Origin of the sequence: Ferruginibacter albus, from assembly GCF_020042285.1 — a bacterium.
In the GTDB taxonomy this organism is placed as follows: Bacteria; Bacteroidota; Bacteroidia; order Chitinophagales; family Chitinophagaceae; genus Ferruginibacter; species Ferruginibacter albus.
The window spans coordinates 2036498-2062836 of sequence record NZ_CP083388.1 but is presented as its reverse complement, the minus strand read 5'-3'; the positions used below and the strand labels follow the sequence as shown (position 1 = coordinate 2062836).

Below are 26339 nucleotides of genomic sequence, written 5' to 3'. Positions count from 1 at the left end.
GCAAAGCATTCGTTTTAATGAAAGATAATCTTCATCAAAGTAACGTTGCCTGTAACGAAATAGTGTGCTCTCTAAAAACTATTAGCAAAACTTTATTTTTTGCTTTTCCAGCCACAGGATTATAAAATGCACTAAAGTTATTGAATCTCTTTATTTTCAGACTGGCAGGTTAAATGAGATATCTTGCTAGAAAAATGTCTTTACAAAAATATAAATAATTTATATAATTGTATGATTTATAAGCATTTAATATTTTTTGTTATAATTTATATTAAATCTATAATTTGAATAATTTTATTGACCATTTCCGGCTTTATATTTAAGTGGGTTACCATTCTTACTTGTGTAGGAGATATAGGTAAGCAATGGATATCTTTTTTCTGTAGATGCTCCACCAATGCTTTAGGAGTAAATCTTCCTTTTACTTCAAAAATGATAATGTTTGTTTCAACAGGAATAATAGTGCCAATAAAGTCTTTTTTACGCAGAGCGGCTGTTATTTGTTTGGCATGCTCATGATCTTCTTTTAATTTATCTACATGATTTTCAATAGCATATATTCCTGCCGCTGCTAAATAGCCTGCTTGTCGCAATCCGCCTCCAAAGATCTTTCGTATTTGTCTTGCCTGTTTAATATACTCTTTAGTCCCCAATAAAATACTGCCTACAGGAGCTCCTAAGCCTTTGCTTAAGCAAACAGAAATGCTGTTGAATATTTCTCCGTATTGTTTAGGCGTTTCATTTTTGTGAACCAATGCATTATAAAGCCTTGCCCCGTCTAAATGTAAACTCAAATTATATTTCGAACAAACTGCTTTAATGTTTTGAATATCAATGAAATTATAGCAACTTCCACCTCCTCTGTTTGCGGTATTTTCTAAGCTAACTAACGTGCTTTTTGCTTTATGAATGTCAATCGGATTAATGGCTTCTTCTACCTGTTCTGCAGTAATTCTGCCTAAATTTCCATCAATAGGTTTTACCTGGCAGCCGCTGTTAAAAGCAATGCCACCTGCTTCATAAATGTAAACATGGCTCAATTTGTCACAAATAACTTCATTGCCTGGTTGGGTATGTGTTTTTATGGCAACCTGGTTTGCCATGGTACCGCTTACGCAAAATAACCCGGCTTCCATTCCAAAAATGTCAGCAGTCATCTGTTCCAGTTTGTTTACAGAAGGGTCTTCTCCAAATACATCATCACCAACAGGTGCTTTGAACATGGCTTCCAGCATACCCGGCGTTGGAGTAGTAAATGTATCAGAACGCAAATCTATTTTCATATATCAAATGTAATAAATGCTTTAGGTAAACTAGGTTAAAAAGATCTAACTAAATCTTTATATAACCATAGATAATTTGGCTGAAAACGTTCCCAAACGTAATAAAAGTCAAATTTATCCACGTTTCCACGCTTTTTTGCACGAAAGCTATGAAATGCAAAAATCGCATCGTAAATTTGCAAATCTTTATAGAATTGGACATTAACATCCCCATTGCAACGTTTTTTCAACTTTTGGTATCTAACAAGTGTTATAATATCAATAATTTAGAATAAAAGCATAAACATAAACCACTAAGATGAGACAATTAAAAATAGCTACCCAGATTACCAACCGTGATTCACAAGCAGTTGAGAAATACCTACAGGAAATTTCAAAAATTTCGATGATCACTCCTGAAGAGGAGACAATTTTAGCTCAAAAGATCAAAATGGGCGACCAACGTGCATTAGATAAATTAGTGCAGGCAAACCTTCGTTTCGTGGTTTCTGTTGCTAAGCAATACCAACATCAGGGGTTATCATTAAGTGATTTGATCAACGAAGGAAACCTTGGTCTGATCAAAGCAGCCCAACGTTTCGATGAAACCAAAGGGTTTAAATTCATTTCTTACGCTGTATGGTGGATACGTCAGTCTATTTTACAGGCTTTAGCTGAGCAGGGTCGTTTGGTACGTTTACCTCAAAATAAGATCGGTACTTACAATAAAGCGAACAAAGCTTACATGGCTTTTGAACAAGAGCATGAAAGAGAACCCTCAACAGAAGAATTGGCTGAGTTGTTGGAAATGAGTGAAACTGAGATCAATAATATCTTCCAAAGCAATACTCGTCATACTTCATTAGATGCTCCGGTACACGAGGCTGAAGATGTAGCTATGGGCGATCTATTGCAAGGTGGTGATGATACCGATGAAGATGTAATGCATGATTCCTTGAGAAATGAAATTCGTCGTGTATTAAAATCATTAAGTCCACGTGAAGCAGAAATAGTAAATGCTTATTTTGGTTTGGATGGTGAAAATGGTGTTACCATCGAACAGATCGGGCAGAAATACGATCTGACAAAAGAGCGTATCCGCCAGATCAAAGAAAGAGCGATCAAACGTTTACAAAAAGCCCGTTACAGCGGAGCATTAAAAGCATATTTAGGTTAATTCCTTTTTAGAGTTGTTAGAAGTTCTCCCCGATGGTAAAGCCATCGGGGATTTTTTTGTTTCAAGCAGGTGTGCCAAAAAAGCAAAGGAACAACGAAAGCTATTTCCCCAAAACAGTGAATATGAACTTGACGAAAACGGTTGTTATAAAATTAAAAATGTTGTATACTTTGCATTCGTTGTTCTCGTTGTGTGAAACCAATCATTAATTTTGCAGCAATGAATAAATTGTTTTTTGTTGCTATTGCAGCTTTTATCTTATCATCCTGCGAAAAAGATATTAATCTAAACCTAAACAATGTAAACGGTGTTTTGGTGGTAGATGCATCCATTGAAAATGATAAGCCACCCGTTGTTGTGCTTACCAAAAGCTTCAGTTTTTTCAGCAGCATTACTCCTCAATTATTAGACAGCGCTTTTGTACATAATGCAGTTGTCACTATCTCAAATGGAGTAGATACACAACAGTTAAAAGAATACAGCGTACCTATCGTAAACAATTACAATTATTTTTATTACACTATAGATTCTAATAATGTCAATGCATTTAAAGGGCAACTTAATACAGCCTATTCTTTAACTGTTACTACAGAAGGACAAACGTATACATCCTCAACAACCATTCCGGCATTCGGAGAGATATTAGATTCAATGTGGTGGAAAAAAATGCCGTATAACGATGATACTACAGCTATTCTATTGTCAGGGAAATTTACAGATCCTAAAGGTTTAGGAGATTATTGCAGATACTTTACCAAAACAAACAACGGCGGTTTTTTACCCGGTTATAATTCTGTATTCAATGACCAGGTGATCGATGGCACTACGTATTCATTTCAAATAGATCCCGGCGTAGATAGAAACAATCCTATTCCTTTAGACAGTAATTATTTTAAGAGGGGAGATACGATCACGGTTAAATTAGCAGACATTGATAAATCGACATATACTTTCTGGAACACCTGGGAATTTGCTTATAGAAGTATCGGCAATCCTTTTGCGCAACCTAATAAAGTAATAGGGAATATCAGCAATGGTGCATTAGGAGCTTTCTATGGTTATGCGGCAGACTATAAAACATTAATAGTGCCTAAATAATTTTGTCTCACAGAGGCGCAGCGAACACTGAGAAGAATTCGTGTAATTAGTGTCAATAATTCGTGTAATAAAAAAATCAAACAAATTCATATAATAGAGTGTAATAAATATCTTTACTTTTTGCTAAAACGATTATGAGTACAGAAATATCAGAAAAAATTAATTGCTTAATTATAGGTTCAGGTCCTGCAGGTTATACAGCAGCTATTTATGCATCAAGAGCTAATTTAAAACCGGTATTATACCAGGGTATTCAACCCGGCGGGCAGCTAACGATTACAACAGAAGTAGAAAACTATCCCGGTTATCCCGAAGGTGTTCAAGGACCGGAAATGATGGTTGATTTTGAAAAACAAGCTCAACGCATGGGTACAGATATCCGCTACGGATTAGCTACAAAAGTTGATTTTTCATCACAGCCATTAAAAGTGCAGATCGATGAAGAGAAATGGGTAGAAGCCAATAGCGTCATTATTGCAACCGGTGCGTCTGCCAAATGGTTAGGATTGGATAGTGAGCAACGTTTAAATGGTTACGGCGTCAGCGCTTGTGCTGTTTGTGACGGATTCTTTTTTAAAGGCAAAGAAGCGGCGATTGTTGGTGCAGGAGATACAGCAGCAGAAGAAGCATTGTATCTTTCAAAGATCTGTTCGCAGGTACACATGATCGTTAGAAGAGGGGAAATGAGAGCGAGTAAAGTAATGCAGGAAAGAGTATTAAAAGCAGAGAATATAAAAGTATATTGGAACAGTGAAACGGAAGAAATTGTAGGAGAGAAGAAGGTGGAAGCTGTGAAAATAAAAAACAATCAAACAGGTGCTATTACAGAAGTTCCGGTGAGTGCTTTCTTTGTGGCAATAGGTCATCAACCTAACAGCGATATTTTTAAAGGCTTTATTGATACAGATGAAGCAGGGTATATAAAAACAATTCCCGGCTCTTCTAAAACCAATATAGAAGGTGTTTTTGCTGCAGGAGATGTACAGGACAAGATATATCGCCAGGCAGTAACATCAGCAGGCAGCGGCTGTATGGCAGCGTTGGATGCAGAGAGATATTTGGGAGAAAAAGGGTTGCATTAATTAATAATGAATAATTTAAAATTAATAATTCATTCTCTTTGGTGTCTCCAGTCTTCAATTGTTAAGTACTAATTCTTAATTATTAATTTTCTTCATTGTTTACTATTCATCTTGATAATTTAAAATTCTATTCTTATCATGGTTTGCATGATGAAGAAAGTATTTTGGGGAATGAATATATAGTGAATATAGATATCGAATTTAAAGAAGATAAAAAGATCACTTCTATACACGAAACCATTAACTACGTTTCGATCTATTCTTTAATTAAAGAACAGATGCAAAAGCCTACTGCTTTGCTCGAAACCTTAGCACAAAATATTGTGGACGAAATAAAAAAAGTAGATCCAAGGATTACTTCTATCGTCTTCAATATAAGAAAAATGAATTCTCCCATTGAAGCTTTCAGAGGCAATGTAGGCGTAACGCTTGCTGTAAAAATTTGATAAGCGGTAATTTTCCTCTGTCCTTCATCCATCGGTTTTAATTAACTTCGATTACTTAAAATTTATACGGTATGTTCAGAAAACTTATTGTGCTTTCCTTTATTGTTATATCGGCTGCCTATACGAATGCACAGGTAAATATTGATACTATTAAATCAAAGTACGATCCGCATATTTTGTTTTCTCCGGAATTTTATCCAACAGGCAGCACTGAAACACGGGCAGCTACCGGCGAGCCCGGAACAGCTTACTGGCAAAACAAAGCAGACTACCAGATCAATGTTTCGTTAAACGATGACACACATGAGATAAGCGGAAGTGTTACTATTACTTATAAAAATAACAGTCCTTATAAACTACCTTTTCTGTGGTTAATGTTAGATCAAAATCTATTTAAAAAAGACAGCAGGGGACAGGCTCGTATGCCTTTGGATAACCGTAGCCGTTATGGTGATGCAAAAAGTAATTTTGACGGAGGCTATAAAATAGCTTCTGTAAAATACGCAGATGGTACAGATGCTAATTATTTAATTAATGACACACGCATGCAAATAAAACTTCCTAAGCCTATGGAAGCTAAAGGAGATGTGGTGAAAATTAAAATCGATTATTCATTTGTATTGCCACAATATGGTTCAGACAGATGCGGTATCCAGTCAACAAAAAACGGAGATATTTTTGCAGTAGCGCAATGGTACCCACGCATGTGTGTATTTGATGATGTAGATGGATGGAATACATTGCCGTATTTAGGTCCAAGTGAGTTTTATTTAGAGTATGGCGATTTTGATTATTCGATTACAGCCCCTTCATCACACATTGTAGTTGGGAGCGGCGCTTTGCAAAACCCATCAGAAGTGCTTACCGCAAAACAATTACAACGTTGGGAAGATGCTAAAAAAAGTGATGCCATTATAATGATAAGGGAGAAAGAAGAAGTAACAGATCCAGCATCTCGTCCTGATAAAAAAACACTTACCTGGCATTTTAAATTATCCAATGCAAGAGATGTTTCGTGGGCTTCTTCCAAATCATTTGTTTGGGATGCGGCTAAAATAAATTTACCAAGCGGTAAAACAGCTATGGCAATGAGTGTTTACCCGGTAGAGTCTGTTGGTCAAGCAAGGTGGAGCAGGGCTACTGAATATACCAAAGGCAGTATAGAAAATTACAGCAAACGTTGGTTTGAATTTCCTTATCCATGCGCTGTTAACGTAGCAACTAATATTCATGGCATGGAATATCCGGGCATCGTTTTTTGTCCATATGAAGCAACTTCAAGTACCTTATGGGGAGTAACGGATCATGAGTTTGGACATACATGGTTCCCTATGATTGTTGGAAGTAATGAACGCAAATATGGTTGGATGGATGAAGGTTTTAATACTTTCATCAATACCTTATCTGACCAGGATTTTAATAAAGGAGAATTTTATGAAAAGCCTCGCAGCATGGGTGTAATGGCTCCCTGGTATTTCAGTGATAAGAGAGAATCTATAATGACTACTCCCGATGCTATGAAAGAGTCCAATATTGGTGTTATGTTATATTCTAAACCCGGCGCAGGTTTGGAATTATTGCGAAATGAAATATTGGGACCCGAACGTTTTGACTATGCTTTTAAGACCTACATTGAAAGATGGGCATATAAACATCCAACTCCATGGGATTTCTTCAGAACAATGGATAACGTCGCCGGCGAAAATTTAGGCTGGTTCTGGAAAGAATGGTTTATAGAAAGTTATAAATTAGATCAGGCTATTGTGGATGTCCAAGAAGGCAATGAAACAGTAGTAACTATTGCTAATTTAGATCAGATGGCAATGCCTGTTATCTTATACTACGAATCTCAAAATGGAGATAAAGGAACCATTAAACTTCCCGTAGAAGTTTGGAACAATACAAAAGCATGGAGAGTGAATATACCAACAAAGGATAAATTGAAAACTGTAGTAATAGATCCCGATAAGATATTCCCGGATATCAATCCATCCAATAATATTTGGAATGCACAATGATTTTTGAAGCCGTAAGATCAAAACCTTACGGCTTGTTTTTAAATACAATAAATTCTTTCTCTACTCTATATTATTTTCTTCTACTTAATTTAAAGCATACCGGTTTGCGTTTAATTAAGATACTAATTACAGAAAAGCGATCAAATACTATAATCGTTTCGAAGTAATTCTATATCATAATTATCAATTACATTCTACCTTAGATTCCTTTTATAATCAGAATCATTTTTCAATAAAGATGCTTTATTCATCAATGTTCTCAAGGATTGCAGCTGTTTCATTTGCTAATGCAACTTTTGTAACCAACTAAAAGTCTTGATCTATGTCAATGCATATTTTGTTGTATTGATATAGGTCATGGTTAGCAGTGAAATGTTAGAATATTTTCGTTTGATATAGATCTACCTTTTAAAATGTTTTATAATCAAATCCCTTTCAAAATATGAATCAATCAAGCCCAACGCTTCATATCGCCCAAAGATGGCAGAGTATAAATGGTCATTCACCAATGACTTTATTTTTGCAACAATTTCATCCACTTAGTAAAGAGCTAAAGAAATATTTAGATGCAAATACATTTACCCGTAAAATAAAAAAAGGCAAACATCTTGTGAGGTCAGGCGAAACCTGCGAACATGCCTATCTGCTTTTGCATGGAATTATGCGCGGGTATGTAAAAGACAGCTCTAAAGAAGTTACCAATTGGATCGCTTATGAAAATTGTTTGGTTGGCTCTATGCAAGGATTTATAAATAGCGCTACAGCAATAAAGAATATACAAGCAACTGAAGATTGTGAATTAGTAGGATTACATTTTGATTGTATACACTATACATATAAGCACTTTGATGAAATGAATAGTGTAGTTCGCAAAATATTGGAACAATATTATGCATCTGCAGAAGAAAGAGCATTGTTAGGACGGTTGCCATCCGCGTCTTTACGATATGAAAGATTTTTAACTATGTATGGTCATATTTCAGATCGTGTACAATTAAAATATGTAGCATCTTTTCTTAGCCTTGCCATGGAAACATTAAGCAGGATTAAAAATGGCAGGTTGAAGCAGGCAGTTTAATTAAAGTTTTGTTTTGTTTTTTGAGGGCCGGCTTTTTGCCGGCTTTTTTATTTTTAAAATATCTTATTAAATGTTTATTAGATATTTTTTGAATGAAAGAACTATTTTCTTAAGAAAAGACCAGGCTCTTCTAAGAGTTTGCACTCTATGTATAGAAAATATACTTAATTCAAAAACAATAAAAAGAAAAAATATCCGTTTTATTGACATATCTCAATCCAAATTCTATGAAAATGCAACATTTCAACCCAATCAGCTTATGCCTGTTGTTATTGTTAACAACAACTACGTATGCCGGCAAGTCCAAAGCAACAACTAATTCACCTTTGGCTGTAGAACAATTCCTCACAAGTTTATATGCTTATAATCCTGATGGTTCCGTTTCGTTAAACGATGGAACATTGAGCTTATATGCCAGCAATTATTCTAATGCTGTTAATCCTATGGAGGATGCCATGAAGATGAAAAATTTCACTGAAAATCTGGCAATACTACGAAACGGCAAATCTATGGCCATTGAAAAAAGACAACCGATCGGTTCAACAGATACAACATTTTATACGTTTAACCAGATGAGGAAGATCCCTTATCGTTTAGATTTTACTACTATTAATTTTAATCATCCGGGTTTATTGGCATATTTGCAAGATAGCTATACTGGTACATCTACACTAATAGATCTGACCGGAGGAACTACCTCTTATATGTTTTCTATTACAGATGACCCTGCTTCTAATAACGCTACACGTTTCATGGTGATCTTTTCTTCCGTTCCTCAATTATTAGGTGGAGTAGTTCCTGTAACATTTAGCAGTGTTATGGCTTCGCAGGTAAATAACACGGTATCGGTTGAATGGAAAGCGGAAAATGAAATCAATGTTGCAGGTTATGAAGTAGAAAGGTCAACAAATGGTATCGATTTTGTAAAAGTTGCAGATGTAAGCTATAATAATTCCGGTAAATCTTCCAATGCTTACAATTGGAGTGATGTAAATATAGTAGATGGTAATAGTTACTATCGTATTAAAGAAATTGGTAAAGATGGTAAAACGCAGTACAGTAAAATTTTAAAGATCAGCAATAATAAATCGAACAGCAGCATTAATGTATATCCTAATCCTGTTGTAGGAAAAACAATAGGGTTACAATTAAATAATCAAATAAGCGGAACATATAAAGTTCGCCTGGTTAATAACTTTGGGCAGGTAATTACAACACAGACTATTAATCATAAGGGGGGTAGTTCAACTCAAACTGTAAGTATCGATAAAAACATTGGAAAAGGTATTTATCGTTTGGAAGTTATGGACCCTGCATATAAAATAACAAGTATAAATATTGCGTTTTAAAACACTTGTTCAATATTTTTTAAAAAAGAGACCTTATTAGGGTCTCTTTTTAATTTCATAACTTATTCATTATCATTTACGCAATCGTTATCGTAGATTAATAAAAATGCTGTTAATTAATTTTTATCTTTGTGTTAACCTTTGATGCTTATAACCACTGATATTATGACCAATTATAAGATGGTTCTTCCCCTTAAAATATCAAGGATATAACTTATTACTATAGGTTTTCCGGTATCCTTTCCTAAGCCCGCTTTTTTTTATTTGTCAATTATCCTTTGAATGCTTGCTACCTCTACTAATTCATTTAATTCAATAAGGATAATTTTTAGTTATGAAGAAAAGTTTACCCTGTTCTTTTTATACAAACAAATTAGTGTTTTGTGTACTTTTTAGCTTGTTATGTGTTACATCAATTGGTGTATACTCACAAACAGTTTTTTCAGATAATTTTGAGGGTGTAACTTCAGGCTTACCCACGTCTACCACGGGCTCTACTTTCACCACAAGCTCTACGCCTGCCATTACTTATACAGCAACTTTAGGGTCAGCAGCTGAACATTTACAAATTACAAGTTCCGGTACCAATGTATTAGAATTAGGATACACCTATCCTGGGACAGGTAGTGCAACAGCAGTAGCTGATTATGCAACGGCTCCATTAAGTAGTTATTCTTCTCCGTTTAATACAACATTAGGGTCAAATACAAAATCACTTATCTGGACGTTTAATATGCGTCCTAACAATACTGCAAGTGGTACTTTTAATACAGCAGGTACAAATGCTAAATATTCAATAGCTACAATATTATGTACTACCAACTCCAATGCTTCTTCTTTTTTAAGCAGCGGAAATGGTTATGCTGTAATGAATATTACCGGTTCTAATAGCTATGGTTTGTACAGGTTTTCAGGAGGTGTTGGCGGAACTCCTGTGAATTTATTGGGTTCTGCTTTTGGAGCTGTGACAACAACACACTATGGTAGTTTTAAAGTAGTTTATAATCCGACAACAAATCAATGGTCTTTTTATGTAAGAGATGATGGAACTTCAGCATTTGCTGACCCTAACGCAGGAAGTGCATATACTTTAGTTGGAACAGCTACAGACAATACTTACACAAGTAGCGCTATGAGTTTGTTTGGCTTTGCGTGGCAGCACAATACAGGAGGCTCTACTAAAGTAGCTTATTTTGATAATTTTAATTGCTATGTATCGAGATCATGTGGAGGAGGAACTTTTACTATTGACAATAGTGTAGGTATGACCAATACAGGAACTAACTATACTTCTTTTAATGCAGCAATCAATGATATTATAAGTTGTTCTCCTATTACAGGACCTTATACTTTTAACGTAAAAGCAGGAGATGTATTTAATGAGTATGTTACTCCATTGCCTAATGTCGGGTCTTCTGTAAGTAAGCCGATTGTATTTCAAAGATCAGGTTCAGGAAATAACCCTGTAATCAATCCTATTGCCGGAACCGGAACAACAGATGCTGTAATAAATTTAAATGGATGCAGTTACGTAACATTCGACGGAATAGACATAGCTGATCTTAATACTGCTAATAATACCGCAGAAATTGAATACGGTTATTACATAACCAATAGTTCAACTACCAGTCCGGCACAAAATAATACAATTAAAAATTGTGCAGTTACTTTGTATAGAAGCAATTCAAATGATCCGATCGGCGTTTGTCAAACATCCGCGTTTACACCTTCTTCTTCTTCAAATGCCAATTCAAATAATCTTTATCAGAATATAACAGTTACTAATGCATATAACGGCATTCTCTTGTCTGGCAATACAACAAACCCCGATCTAAATTGCGAAATAAAAAATTGTAACGTTGGTTCTTCAAGTGCTAATGATATTGGTGGCGGAAGTGATTCAGCTTATGGTATAAAAGCACTTAATCAATCTTCTGTATCTATACATGATCTTGAGGTAAAGAATGTTACCAGTTCAAGTGGAACAACGGGTATACAGGCATATGGTATCTATTTAAAAAATGCCACCGGAACTTCTAATGTATATAATTGTTCCGTACATGAAATTGCTGTTTCAAAAAATAGTTCTAACCCTTCCGTTTCAGGCATTTATGTAGATGTGCCTAGCGGCAGTACTGTTAATGTGTACAACAACTTCATTTATGACATCCTTACAAATAGTTCTACTTCTAACTTTAACGAAAGACTATTATTTACTAATGGTGCCGGTAGAGTGAATGTTTATTATAATTCTATTCTCGCAAATTCTAATCTTACGAATATAACCGCAGCTTGCCTTTATGTAAATGGAAATAATGTAGATATACGTAATAATATTTTCAAAAATACAGTTAGTAATAGCTCTAACGGTTACGCCTACTGTATTTTTATAAACAGTGGAACTATTTTGAGTACAGATTATAATATATTTGACATTACCACATCAAGCCGGCAATTTATTGGAGGAACACCATCGAATAACTATCAGGCTTTAAGTGCGTGGACAACTTACCTTGCAGGAATACCTGTTGCAATAAGAGAACAAAACTCCAACAATTTTACAGCAAGCTTTATCAATACAACAATAGGAACAGTAAATCTGCATTTAAGTTTGTTTACAGCAAACTCTTTGTATAAAGCTACACCAATAACTACCGCTGCGGGATTCAGCCTTAATATTTCAATTGATATAGATAATCAAACAAGAACAAATACAACTGATAATCCATTGATAGGTGCAGATGAAATTGATTTTGCTGCTCCTTTTATTTTGATCAGTGGTTCCAATCAGCCCGGAGACAGTAGTGTTTCGGGAGGTTCTGTAAAGCAAGTTTTGTTTGGAATGAATATTACTGCTTATAATACCAATACAACACTAACATCACTTACAGTAAATACATCAGGGAACTTTTCTACAAGTAGTGCTTCAGATTTTGGAAATTTTAGACTTTGGTATAATTCTACTAACTCATTAACAGGAGCTACTCAAGTTACGGCTGCAGGTGCAACTATTGCAAATGCCCCATCAACTACTTCAGGTGCTCTTAATTTTACATTCAGCGGAATAAATGCTATTCCAATAAACTCAGCAACCACTACCTATGTGTTCATTACGGATGATATCGGCGCATCTGGAGTGGTGCCGGATAGTATTCGTATAAGTTCAACGCCTTACAGTAATTTCAATTTTAGTTCTTCCGTTAATTTAATTGGGTCAGGACCTTTAATCAATAGTGGTAGGCAAACTATTTGTCATTTCTATTATAATTGGGGAGACAGGCCTAATATTAATGATGGAAATAATTATCCAGATATATGTATCCCTTCCGGTTGGTACGATTCCTTAGCACACAATCCTGCACCGGATTTTACAAGTCCTAACCAGATATTTAGATTTATTTCGAATAATTCTACAATGTCAACTTCTACCTGGTCGGTTAGCGGAATCAATTCTAAAATAATTGTGGGAGATGGGGCTAACCTGGTTACTTTTAGAGTTACTAAAAGCTTTACAGGAATAGTTGATGTAGCTAATAAAGGAACATTACTTTTTGTTACGAGTTCTATACCAACTTCGGGACTTACTTTATATCCTCTGGAAACGGGAAGTACTGTTAATTATAGTGATAGCGGAACAGCTACTACACAAACCATTCTTCCTGCAAACTATTATGATCTTGTATTTAGTAACCCAAGTGGTGGTGGAACAAGAAGTTTTATTTCAGGTAAAACAGATAGCATTCAGCATACATTCACTACAAGTTCCTCTTTTACTTCTGCTTCAACAGGAACAATTTCTTATGATGGAACAGCTATTCAAACTATAACTCCATTTACTTATTATAATCTGGATATTAATAACAGTACTGGTACTACATTGTCAGTTGCCGGTGCCGGTACGGGTACTTGTAAAATAGCTGCAAGTTCTAGTGTTGCTGTTTCAAATTCTATGACAGTTACAAAAGGCAATCTTATTGTACAAGGAAATTTGAATAATAGTTCGACAAGCACTTCTTTATTTGCTGCATCAGTTACATCAAGTACACTGGGTTTTGCTAATGGAGGTAATTATAATTTTACAGGAACTACTGCAGGGCAAATTCCTGCAGCTTTATGGCATGCAAATTCAAATATAAATGTAACCAATTTAAGTAACCCTGCTACAGGCGGCCTTACAGCAGGTACGCCCGGTGCCGCTGGGTACGGAAATATTACGTTTGATAATCCAAGTCTGAATACGAATGCGTATAAATTATTTGGAGGTTTTGCATCTTCTTTCATAATACAAGGAAATCTTACGCTGGGCAGAATAGGGACATCCAGTTATATCCAAATGACTACAGGAACACAAACAATTAATGTATTGGGAAATGTAAATCATTATGCCGGACGATATGGACTTAACAGTTATGGAACAAATGAAGTAATAAACGTATCAGGTAATTTTATAGAAGATGCGACTTATAATTTTGGTAATACTTCCGGTACTTTAAGTGGATACAGTGCGCCTGTTTTTGCTCTTGCCATGAATGGTACAGGTACAGGTAACACGGGCACTTTAAATCTTGCTGGAAATTTAACCACAACATCCGGAACAAATCTTGGTACTGGTAGTTTGCAAATAGCAAGTATTGAACATTCTGCAAGCTCAGCCACAGTAAACTTTACCAGTACATCTGCAGCACAATCTATGTCTGTAGGCTCAGGATATTTTTGTTCTGATATTGCAGGATTAACTGCAACAACACTTGCAACTTCATTCAATGTTACCGGTGCAGGAGGAGTTAATTTAACATCTGATTTTTCCACAGCGGGCAGGTTAACAACCACAGGAGGAAGTTTTACTATTAATACAGGAAAGACACTTGAATTTACTACTGCAACAGGATCAACAGCGGTAACGAATATAGGAACAGGAACAGCATTGGTAATAAATGGAACGTATAAAAATACAACAGGAGGTTCAACCCCATCTAATCCTATTGCAAATAGCGGAACACTTACGATAGGAGCCAATGCAACCTATCAAAATAATGTAAACGGAGGTACAATACCAACACCAACTTCCGGTTGGCCAACTACTTCAACTGTACTTTTTACAGGTAATGTTATAAGCGGACCATCTACTGTTAGCTTAAATCAAACATTCGGAAATTTTACCTGGAATTCTACACAAACGCAAAATGTTTCATTAGCAGGACCAACTGCTTTGGTAATAGCTGGAGACATGACAGTTGTAAATACCGGAAGCAGTGCACTTAGATTGGCTTCAAATGTTTCAACGAATATATCTGTACTAGGAAATTTGGTTATGAATGGTGGCAATATGGCAATCTCTGCAGGAGGAACAGGAAATGATACACTTACCGTATCAAAAAATGTTACGCTTACGAATGCAAGTAAGCTTTACCTTTCACAGGCTGGTTTTGTACTTACTCCAACTACAGGTACAGGCGTTCTAAAAACAAGCGGTGATTTTACAACAGCTTCAGGAACGTTGGTAACAGAAACAAGTGAAAATAGCTCCAGCGTTAGTCCTGCTAATATAAATGCGATAATATTTACAAAATCAGGTTCACAAATATTTGACCCTACCGGCTTTACCGGCGCAACAGATTCTATCTATTATTACGTGAACAATGGTTCAACAGTTAATTTAACTTCCAGTAGCCTTACAGTTAACAGCGGTGCAAGCATTACGTTGAATAACGGAGGCATATTTAATATAGGAGCGCATACTTTAACTATTAACGGAATTCAGGATATTGGTACCGGAACATATACAGGTTCAGGTAGTTCAAAAATTTTCATTGGTGGTAGTAATACAGGCTCTGTGGGTACTTTATATTTTACGTCAGGAAGCCAACTATTGAATAGTTTTACTATAAATCGTAACAGTGCTGCTTTTGTTTCTTTAGGAACTGATCTGCAGATCAATGGAGGATGTGCGTTAACATCGGGTACATTTGGCATTAATGGTAATACACTTACTTTAAATGGAACTTATTCAAGCGGTGCAAGCAATGCAGGTTCATTAACCGGTTCTGCAACATCAAACCTGGTTATTGGCAGTAGCGCTTCATCTCCTGCTTTAACTTTTACCTATGATGTTGCCAAGATTAAAAACTGTTTAAATTCTATAAAATTAAATGCAAGTGCATCACTTGCTACGGGCACAACCAGTTCAAGTCTTTATATTGTAGGAGGAACTACAACATCTCCCGGTACTGTAAATGTTGTTGACGGTACCAGTGCTGTATTTGCAACCAATGATAGTCTTACTTTGCAATCAAATAACAACGGAACAGCAAGAGTAGCAATTAATAAATCAGTAAGTACTTATATCTCAGGCAAAATAACTGTAGAGCGTTATATTGATAGTTATCGTGCATGGCGCTTATTAACTACTCCATTAAGCACCCGCGGACAAACCATTAAGCAAGCATGGCAGGAAAATAGTACTAACAATGTAACTACCGACCTATTTAATCCTGTACATGGATATGGAACTGAGATCACCAATGTGTTGTCGACAGTACCTTCTGCTACAGGATATGATAAGTCAGCTACTAATAATCCTTCCTTGATGTATATGGATGTAGTAGCACAAAAATGGAAAGTGCCCGGCAGAACAGATACGACCGACATGACAACTTTCCCGGGTTATATGATCTTTATAAGAGGGGATAGGAGTGTGCTGGTACAAACGCCTCCGGCTAATACATATACCTCTACTATTTTGCGTTCTAAGGGTACGATAAAACAAGGCGCTCTTCCTTTAACAATAGGAAATGGCTTTAATGTAATAGGTAATCCTTATCCATCAGAATTTATAATAGATAGTCTTATAACAAGAGATTCACCAAGAGTAGGACAGAACTACACCGTTTGGGATCCTAAAGGAGGGCATAATAATGTTGGTTATTATACTTACCTGGCATTTATTAGTCCCGGCGTATATTCATCATGGTCAGTAACACCACAATCTGCCTTTGTAAAAGGTAGAATAGAATCAGGTCAGGCATTTATAATGAATGGAAAATCCGGAACGGCTCATTTTTTAGAGACTGACAAAGCCACCACAAGTGCCATGGTTTTCCGTCCGGTAAATGTCACCGATGTTCAGGAATTCGGTATTCAGTTAAGCGCTGTAAATCCTGATGAGATCGCTATTGTAGATGGAGCATTGGCACTTTACGGACCTCAATACAGCGATGGCGTAAATTGGTTGGAAGATGCGCAGAAGATACCAAATCCAGGAGAAAATATTTCCATTATAAGAGATGGTAAAAGCATAGCAATAGACAAGACAACGGAACTAACAGTAACGGACACCATCTATTTAAGTTTAAAAGGCACACAGCAAAAAACATATCAGTTTGCATTTGCTTCTATTGGATTGGCATCAACGGGGCTGGTTGGTATTTTGATCGATAGTTTCACGGGACAAAGATCCTTTATACCACTGACAGGAGATACTACCAAGGTTAATTTTACTGTTACAGCCAATGCAGCCTCACAGGCGGTTAATCGTTTTAAAATTGTTTTTGCATTTCCCGATGGAGGGCCATTACCTGTAACTTTTACTACAGTGAATGCACGCAAAACAAATGATGATATTAAGGTGCAATGGAATGTACAAAATGAACTGAATATTAAACAATACATAGTAGAGAAATCTGTTGATGGCAATACCTTTACTGCGGTAGCCACTGTTAAAGCAAACGGAGCTATTCAATACGGTTGGTTAGATGTTCAGCCTTCACCTGATGCAAATTATTATAGAATACGTAGTGTTGATAATAGTGGGGTTGTTAGTTATAGTGAAATTGTAGAGGTTAGCATTGGAAATGTGAAACCGGCTTCTGTAACTATTTATCCAAACCCGGTAACAACTAACGTTGCAAAATTGAAATTTGAAAATCTTCCATCGGGAAAATATGGACTTCGTTTATTCAACCCGCTTGGACAGGAAATTATGAGAGAAGAACTGACTTACAACGGCGGTACCGAAATTAAAGAAATAAATTTAGATAAAAGATTAGCTAAAGGCGGATACCAATTGCAGATTATTAAGCCTAATGGTGATCACAATTATATAAATTTACTGCTGCAATAATGTTCATTCAGGTAATAAAAAAAGCGCTCATTTACAAATGGGCGCTTTTTTATTAATATGTCTATGAATTTTGATAAAATATAATAGTTTTCCGGGCTGTTTTTTAGTAATTCATTGATTATTATGTAATTATTAATTATTTGGCTGATTGTTTGTATAATCAAAATATTGCCATTAATGATAACGTTGCCGGTAACGTTTGCACAAATATTCATTGAATGGATTATATGACAATCGTATGCTTTTTTGTACTTTCACGTTGATTGACGTTTGCTTAACCTTATTCCCCAACATCATCAGTTAAAATCCTTTATTCAACCTCTAATCCACTTTCCCTGTAAAATACCGGTTAGTATCCTCGTGTAAAAAATCAACTAAACATTTTTGTGCCGATTATCTAAAAGTAATACTTTATGAAAAGAAAATTACGTGGCTTTGGTATATCTAATTCTTATCCACTAAGGGGAGGTGGGATATATTCTTTTATAACTTTTTTACTAATTTTTTTTTCTAGTAGTTCGTTTGGGCAGACAACTGTTTTTAGCGATAATTTCAATAGAGCATCTGTAACAACAGGCGCTCCGGCAACATATACTATTTCCCAGGAAACAGGAAAAACATTAGCCTGGTCAGATAATGGAAGTATTTTAATAGGTACTTCTACTTCAAGTGGGTCTACAGCAAGCAATGTCACAGCTCCTTTATCATCTTTTAGCAGTCCTTTTAATGCAACATTAAGCTCTAATCCCGGCCTTGTAACATGGTCAATAAATATGGCTCCCTTTAGCAAAAAAACAACAGGAGCATATAACAACGGAGGAAAATATTTCCAGGGGTTGATTTTGGCTACTACAGGTACTAATGCCTTTATTCTTAGTACAGGGGTTAACGGATATGCTATTGTGAACCAGGGGAATGGTAGCGGACAATCATGGGAATTCGTAAAATTCACCGGTGGCCTTAAAAATAATTCAGGTAGTACAGTTACAACCCTTGCCACTTTTAACACATCCTCAGTTGCTACAAGTTGGGTAGATATAAAAATAACATATAACCCTGCTACGGGTATTTGGACATTTTACTTTAATGATGAAGTAAATACTTCTGCAACTCCGACTAACGATCCTGCTGCTTTTGCTTATACACAGAGTCTTACAAGTAACGATGCCACTTATACAGGTACGCTAATGACAAGTTTTGGATATTTAATGGCAGCTGCCGGGGAATCAGGTAAAACATACTATTTTGATAATTTTACCTGTACTGTTGCTTCTTCTTGTGCTGCATCCATTACAACACAGCCTGCAAATACTTCAGCTATTTGCCCAGGTGCCGGCGTAACAACAACCTTTTCAGCTTCAGCTACAGGTGTAACAGATTATCAATGGCAGGTTAATAAAGGAGCTTCATGGGTGGACACGGGTTCACTTGTAACGGCAAGTTCCATAGGTAATTTAGTAGTAAACGTTAACAGCAGTTCTTTAAATGGATATAAATACCGGGTAAAATTAAATAGTGGCTGTGTTATCTCAAATGAGGCAATACTGAATGTAAATACCCTTCCTGCAATAACAACCCAACCCGCCGGTTCTACTGTTTGTAGTGGTTCAGGAACAGCCAACTTTATTGTAGTTGCATCCGGTACGGGAACATTGTCTTATGCATGGCAGGAGTCGGCAGATAACGGAGTTACCTGGAGCAGTAATTTAACAGACGTTGGCATTTATTCAGGAACAAGTACTTCAACATTAGCGTTAACAAATGCCACTACAGCAAAAAGTGGTTATAGATACAGGGTCACAGTAACCGGAACCTGTTCTCCCATCGCTCAATCAAACGGTAGTGCCACGCTAACATTTACAACTGCACCTGCTATTACAACACCGCCGTCAAGTGCATCTGTAATCTGTGCAGGTTCAGGAACATCAACCTTTACTGTAGCAGCAAGCGGAGGTGGTACATTAACTTACACCTGGAAAGAAAGTACAGATGGAGGAGTTACATGGGGTAGTGCTTTAACCAATACAGGAGTATATTCAGGTACAGGAACAGCTACGCTTACTATTACGAATCCACCTGCTACAATGAATGGATATCAATACCAGGTAACCGTTTCTAATTGTACAGGGAATGCAACTTCTAGTAGCACAGCTATTTTAAATGTAGCTGCAGCTTTGGCTATTACGGGTCAACCTGTAAATATTACCATGTCCCCCGGATGGACGAAATCTTTTTCGGTTACAACAAGTGGTACTGTATCAAATTACAAATGGCAATATAGTGCTAATGGAACATCGGGATGGAATGATCTGCCCGGTTCATTTCCTAATGCGAATTTTTCCTATTCAGTTAGCACCAGCGGTAATGTCAACACTTTAATTGTAACAACCAATATAAGTGCTGTTGCCAGCGCTTCCACTACTTATTACTATCGTTGTTTAGTAGATAATGGTAGCTGTACATTAACGAGTAATGTAGCCAATTTACAAGTTGTATATCCCGATCCGATCATTACCAGCATTAGTCCTTCCAGCATTACTGAAGGCAGTGGTTCTTTTACATTATTAGTTAGCGGATCTAACTTTGTAAATGGGGTTTCAACTGTTTACTGGAATAGCACAGCGCTTACTACTGTTTCTTGGACAGACTCTACTCAAATATCTGCCACTGTTCCTGCGTCCTTGATAGTTTCTGGTACAGGAGGAACAACACCAAGTATTGTCGTAAAAACAACCGGTGCAGTTAATAATTCCAATGCAACCTTATTTACAATTATTGCTGCGGGAGATAGGTTTTGTACTGCAGTTTCTCCATGGATCTTTACCATAGATAATAGCGTTGGTATGACTAACACAGGATTAAACTTTGTTTCATTTACAGATGCTATAAATTCACTAAATGCCTGCGCATCTGCACGTACACATCCTGTTACATTCAAAGTAAAAGCAGGCGCTGTATTTAATGAAACACCTCCTGCTATAACAATTGCACAAGCTACAAGCGCAGCTAATACAGTAACGTTTGTAACAGATGGCTCTTCTTCTGTCCATCCGACAATTCTTGCTGCAGCAGGTACTTCGGGTTCTTCAGATCCTATTATCACAATACAAGGAACTAATTATATAATATTCGATGGAATTGATCTTAAATCAACCAATACAACGATTGATTTTGGATATTATCTTATTACCAATTCAAATAACAGCAGTGCAACAAAAGGTGCGCAAAATAATATTATAAGAAACTGCAAAATAACTTTGAATAAGACCAATAGCAATAAGACTTATGGAATCTATCAATTAGGTAATGGAGGTGTAGTCAACTCAGGAAATACTTATTATGCAGATACGGTTTATAACAGTTATCATGGCATTTATCTTACTGGTGTTGCTAGTCCGTTAGATAATGGAAATGCGGTTCAAAACTGTACTATTGGACCTGCGATCAATAATTCAAATGACAATATTGGAGGAACTAACGGTAGTACCTATCCTATATATAGCTTCAATCAAAATGGTATAACTATATCCGGCAACACAGTTCAGAATATTTTATTAAATTATGCAGCAACGATGTATGGTATTTATGTTGTTGGTGCAGGTACAGGAACAACTTCTATTTATAATAATAAAATACATGATCTAACTAATCAAAGCACAAGTTCCAGTGCAGGCGTATATGGACTTTACGTAAAACCTGCAGCGGGCACAATTACTAATATCTTTACTAATTGTATAAGTGGCATTTACAACAACGCAAGTACAAGCAGCTTAAAAACGATTGCAATGTATTTTGATGGACCAACAAGTGGTACAAATGCTACGGGAAATGTTTATTTTAATTCTGTTTGGTTAAGCGGGGGCTATTCTCATAAAGTAACCTGTTTTTACACCCAAGGCACTAAAACAGCACTTAACATTAACGAAAATATTTTTAAATACAGTGGTTCTCAGGTAGTCACTACTAATAAAACTTACTGTATATATTTGAACGATGGTTCAAGCGTATTGAATACAGAAGATTATAACATTTATGATATGATCTCAACAACGAGTCCATATTTTGTAGGTTATAATAATTCAGCTTCTACTAAAGATGCAGCCATTCTTACTGCCTGGAAAAACTCAACAGGTAAGGATGTAAACTCTCGTCAGTTTTTTACCACATTTGTTTCAACTGCAGATCTGCATTTAGCAGATTATCCTTCCAATAGCTATTACGGATTGCTTTCGGATGTGTCTGCCATTTCACCATCAACAGATATAGACGGCGAAGCCAGAACAGTTCCAATTATCGGGGCAGATGAAGTATCAATAACCTCTTCTGCTATTGTTGCCATCAGTGCTCCAAGTCAGCCGGTAGCAGCAAACATAGCTAAAGGAAATACCGATCAATTGATTGGTCAATATTCGCTGGTTTCTCATGCAGCAACAGCAGGAAGTAATGCACAGCCCATATTTACTGGATTAACACTTAAAGTACATACGGTAGGAACATCTACTACAAATACTGATTATTCTAATTTTAAATTGAATTTGTACGATGCATCTACGGGTACCACAATAGGGCAAATTGCCAGTTATACACCCGCTATCTCTTTTGACGCAACTAAGCATGCGACAATCACTTTTAATTTCTCTTCTACTCAAACATTATCGGATGGAGATCAATATTATGTATATGTTACTTGCGATGTAAGCACAACGGCACAAAACGGCTCTAATATAAATGTTGACAGCAGTTATGCTGCAAACTTTAGCTTTGTTCCTGATGCCGGTGTAACACCGGTTACTAAAATTGCACCCGCAGTGATTGATACAGCAGGTAGACAAACTGTTTGTACGTTCTATTATAATACTGCTATGCTGGATGTCAGCAATCCTAACTTCTCAAGTGTGCCGTCATCATCATCTACTAATGTTGATGAATTAAGAGCCTGGAGAGCTTCTAAAACAAATACAGGACCTGGTATGGGTGGAACACCGAGTAGCTTTACTGCAGATTACCAGGTATTTAATATTATTCGCCAGGGAGCGACTTTTTCATCGCCAACTGCTACGTGGAATTTGAGCGGTGATTTTTCAAAAGCTGTAGTAGGAGATGCATCTGCCAGTGATGCTATCTTGTTTACAATTCCTGCAGGGAACGCTGTATCAGATACTATTGATGTAAATTTAAAAGATACGCTGCGGTTGTATAATACTAAGATTAATTTAGTAGCAAATTCTCCCGAACCTGCAACAGATTCTTTAAGCTTAGGAGTTTTGGTAGATGGCAGTGTTGTTGATTTTGCTTCGACATCTACGCAGGTAATGCCGGCAGTTAATTACGGAACATTGATGTTAAGCGGAACCGGCAACCGTACATTTATGCCTGGAACAACAGGTATAAAAAATAATCTTTCCTTATTGGGTACAGGAGTAATTGATGCATCCACAAGCACTATTAACTTTAATGGTACCAGCCAGCAGCAATACATTCCCGGCATTGGAAAAGGAATTACTTATCATAATTTAGTTGTAAGTAATTCCAGTGGAAGTAAAACCCAGGTAGGTGAAAATAACCCGGCTGCAGAAAGCGTGGTAATAGACAATACGTTAACAGTTACAAAGAATTTATTAATTCCTCAAAACGATAGCATTATACTTAAGTCAACGGTAACTTCTGTAAATGCTACATCCTCTACAGGTTTATTGGAAGTAAATGGTGCATTGGTGAATAATGCAATAGGACAGATATTCCTTTCTGCGAGCAATACGATACAGGTAAATAACGGAGGCGTATTTGAATTAAGAACGCCTGATAATACAGATAATGGTATTACACAAATACCTATTGCAAACTGGCTCTCTAATTCAACTTGTTTAATTACAGGTATTATCGGCACATCGGGGAATGACTATAAAGGACTTGATGGAAACTACCAGACATTCGGTAATGTAAAAGTTGATTGCCAAAACCTGGTAGGTAAACTGCTGCTTACCAATGCTACTTATGGCGGGTTCTCAGCGAACACATTGATCGTTCAAAATACCGGTAGCAATCCTTCTTCTAAAACAGGTTATGTTCAAATTTCTCGTGAAAGCGTTCAGGAATCTGTTAATGTAAATTCTTATTTACAGGAATCTGGTTATGTTGCACTCGCCAATAACATTAGTGGTGGTGGAAGCAGATCATTCTTTGTTGCGGGTGATTTTATTGTAAAAGACAGTCTGCCGACTATATATCCTTCCAAGTTTGAAATAATGAAAACAACAGGTTCTACTAAATGGTATGGGAAACTAGCTGTGGGAGGTACTTTTAATATGGCCGCCACATCAACTTTAGTAGGAACTCCATATTCAGGTTCAGGAAGCAGTCAAAGAGCAGAACTGGTATTTAATGGCGCTTCATCCAATCAAACGGCAACATTTGGCATCGTAAGCGGAAGAGTAAATTTTGAAATAGATAAAGCTCAATTTGCGGGAGGTAATGACACCGTTAAATTGCAAAACGATATTGCTGCAGATAGCTTTTATTTATCAAGAGGTGTATTTGCAATAGGCGGCCATACGCTTACTGTTAATAATAGTATTTCATATGCTAATTCTACCGGTACAGGCACATTTGGTGGTTCGCAAAGTTCCAATCTTGTTATTGGCTCTACCAATGCTACAGCCAATGCAGCAGGAATTATGAAGTTTGCTACTAACACGGTTGGATCTCCTTATAATAATTATTTGCAGAATTTAACTTTATACAGCAGTGCAACTGCTACGTTAGGCAATGCATTAAATATTAATGCAGGAACAAGTGCTTCGCCCGGTACTGTAACTATTGGTAATTCGTCTGTAGGACTTACAACAGGAGGCTTCCTTACGCTTAAATCAAATATTAACGGAACTGCACGCATAGCGCCCAATACTACCGGGGCTACCAATTATATATCAGGAGATGTGATTGTTGAACGCTTCATTGATAATTACAGGGCTTGGCGTTTATTAAGTGTACCGGTTAAAACTTCTTCGCAATCGATAAACCAGGCATGGCAGGAAGGGGCAACCAATCTTGTTACAAATCCAACTGTAAATCCAAAATCAGGATTTGGTACTGAGATTACGTGTACTATTGCTACAAGTCCTAGTGCTACAGGGTACGATAAAGCCGTAACCAATAACAAATCAATATTGTATTACGATCTATCTACTTTGCAATGGGTGGCACCTAATAATACTAACAGTACCAATATTGCCAGCCACTCTGCATACATGATATTTATTAGAGGAGACAGAAGTGTGGTGGTCACAACACCTCCTTTTAATCCTAGTACAACAACAGTATTGCGTACCACGGGCGGTTTAAATCAGGGTAGTGTTCCGGTAAATTTGATCACGGGTTATAATTTAATTGGTAATCCATATGCCTCTCAATTGAATTTAGATAATATTCTTTCTGCTCATTCAGCAGTGGCGGGAACAAATTATACAGTGTGGGATCCAAAAGGAGGACACAATAATGTAGGCTATTACACGTATACGGCATATATCAGCCCCGGGGTATATTCTTCCTGGAATGTTGCGCCGCAATCTGCTTTCGTACAAGGCAAGATCGAATCAGGTCAGGCATTTTTCTTGAATGGAAGTTCAAGTACTTTTAATATCGATGAAACAGATAAGTCATCCAATAGTGCCATGGTATTTCGTCCTGTAGGTTCAGATGTTGCTGAATTTGCAATGCAATTAAGCACTGTAAATGCAGATGGAACAACAGATATCAATGACGGAGCATTATCGCTGTTCAGCAGTAGTTATTCCGATGGAGTAAATTGGTTGGAAGATGCGCAAAAGATTCCTAACCCTGGAGAAAACCTCGCCATTGTAAGAAGTACTAAATCTATTGCTATTGATAAAACAACGGAACTAACGGCAACGGATACTATATTTTTAAGTTTGAAGGGGACTTCGCAGAAAACATATCAGTTTGCATTCTTCTCTAAAAACCTTGCAAAAACAGGCTTAGTAGGAATATTGCAGGATGCATTTACAGGTCAGCAAACGTTTATCGTGTTAAGTGATGGTGATACCACAAAAGTAAATATTGCCATTACTTCCAATACAGCGTCGCAGGTAACTAATCGTTTCCGTATTGTTTTTGGATTCCCTGATGGCGGGCCATTGCCGGTAACATTTACCTCTATTAATGCATCCAAGCAAGATAAGAACATAGCAGTTCAGTGGAATGTAGAGAATGAATTGAATATAAAAGAATATGTGGTAGAAAAGTCTGCAGACGGAAAAACATTTGAACCTATCGGAACTGTTAAAGCAGATGGAGCTTCTATCTATGATATTTTAGACACAAAAGTTTCAGCGGATGTAAATTATTACAGAGTGCATAGTGTTAGTAATGACGGTACAATAGCATATACGCAAATTGTGAGGGTAGCAACCGGTGCTGCATCGGACATCTCTATCTATGCTAACCCTATAAAGAATGGACAAATAGGACTGAAGCTGACAAGTTTATCAAAAGGTGTTTATACTCTTCGTTTGACCAATACTTTAGGACAGGAAATATTAAAAACAAGCATCAGTCATCCGGGAGGAAGCGCTTTGCAAATAATTCCATTTAGCAACGCTGCTAAAGGCGCATATTGGTTGCAGATTATTTATCCAAATGGAATAAAATCAAGTTTAAAAGTATTATCAGAATAAAAATAAATACTACAACT

The 26339-nt window shown here is 36.6% G+C and carries 10 protein-coding genes; 9 read left to right on the top strand and 1 reads right to left on the bottom strand.

Annotation, left to right across the window (positions count from 1 at the left end):
• Positions 1 to 266 precede the first annotated feature (266 nt).
• Positions 267 to 1283: a threonine aldolase family protein gene (locus K9M53_RS08915; protein ID WP_224013961.1), complete on the bottom strand. Its 1017-nt coding sequence runs from the start codon at positions 1281 to 1283 to the stop codon at positions 267 to 269.
• Positions 1284 to 1581: 298 nt separating this feature from the next.
• Here K9M53_RS08915 and K9M53_RS08910 point away from each other — a divergent pair, with 298 nt between their 5' ends.
• From K9M53_RS08910 to K9M53_RS08870, 9 genes are all read left to right on the top strand, one after another.
• Positions 1582 to 2439, top strand: coding sequence for a sigma-70 family RNA polymerase sigma factor (locus K9M53_RS08910; protein WP_224013958.1), 858 nt, complete (start codon positions 1582 to 1584; stop codon positions 2437 to 2439).
• Between the two features lie 219 nt (positions 2440 to 2658).
• Positions 2659 to 3537, top strand: a complete 879-nt coding sequence (locus tag K9M53_RS08905) for a DUF4249 family protein (RefSeq protein WP_224013957.1) — start codon at positions 2659 to 2661, stop codon at positions 3535 to 3537.
• A gap of 134 nt (positions 3538 to 3671) precedes the next feature.
• The gene (gene trxB / locus K9M53_RS08900; protein ID WP_224013956.1) at positions 3672 to 4619 is read left to right on the top strand and encodes a thioredoxin-disulfide reductase; all 948 of its coding nucleotides are present in this window, start codon (positions 3672 to 3674) and stop codon (positions 4617 to 4619) included.
• A 95-nt stretch (positions 4620 to 4714) separates the two neighbouring features.
• Positions 4715 to 5065 (top strand): dihydroneopterin aldolase, encoded by a 351-nt coding sequence (locus K9M53_RS08895; protein ID WP_224013955.1) that lies wholly within the window; start codon positions 4715 to 4717, stop codon positions 5063 to 5065.
• A gap of 71 nt (positions 5066 to 5136) precedes the next feature.
• Positions 5137 to 7083, top strand: a complete 1947-nt coding sequence (locus K9M53_RS08890) for a M1 family metallopeptidase (RefSeq protein WP_224013954.1) — start codon at positions 5137 to 5139, stop codon at positions 7081 to 7083.
• Between the two features lie 442 nt (positions 7084 to 7525).
• Complete coding sequence (locus tag K9M53_RS08885) at positions 7526 to 8161, top strand: Crp/Fnr family transcriptional regulator (protein ID WP_224013953.1); 636 nt, start codon at positions 7526 to 7528, stop codon at positions 8159 to 8161.
• A gap of 227 nt (positions 8162 to 8388) precedes the next feature.
• Positions 8389 to 9510: a T9SS type A sorting domain-containing protein gene (locus K9M53_RS08880; protein ID WP_224013952.1), complete on the top strand. Its 1122-nt coding sequence runs from the start codon at positions 8389 to 8391 to the stop codon at positions 9508 to 9510.
• 334 nt (positions 9511 to 9844) lie between these two features.
• A complete protein-coding gene (locus K9M53_RS08875; RefSeq protein WP_224013951.1) occupies positions 9845 to 17629 on the top strand; it encodes a beta strand repeat-containing protein in 7785 nt (2594 codons plus the stop codon).
• Between the two features lie 413 nt (positions 17630 to 18042).
• The gene (locus K9M53_RS08870; RefSeq protein ID WP_224013950.1) at positions 18043 to 26322 is read left to right on the top strand and encodes a hypothetical protein; all 8280 of its coding nucleotides are present in this window, start codon (positions 18043 to 18045) and stop codon (positions 26320 to 26322) included.
• Positions 26323 to 26339: the final 17 nt, after the last annotated feature.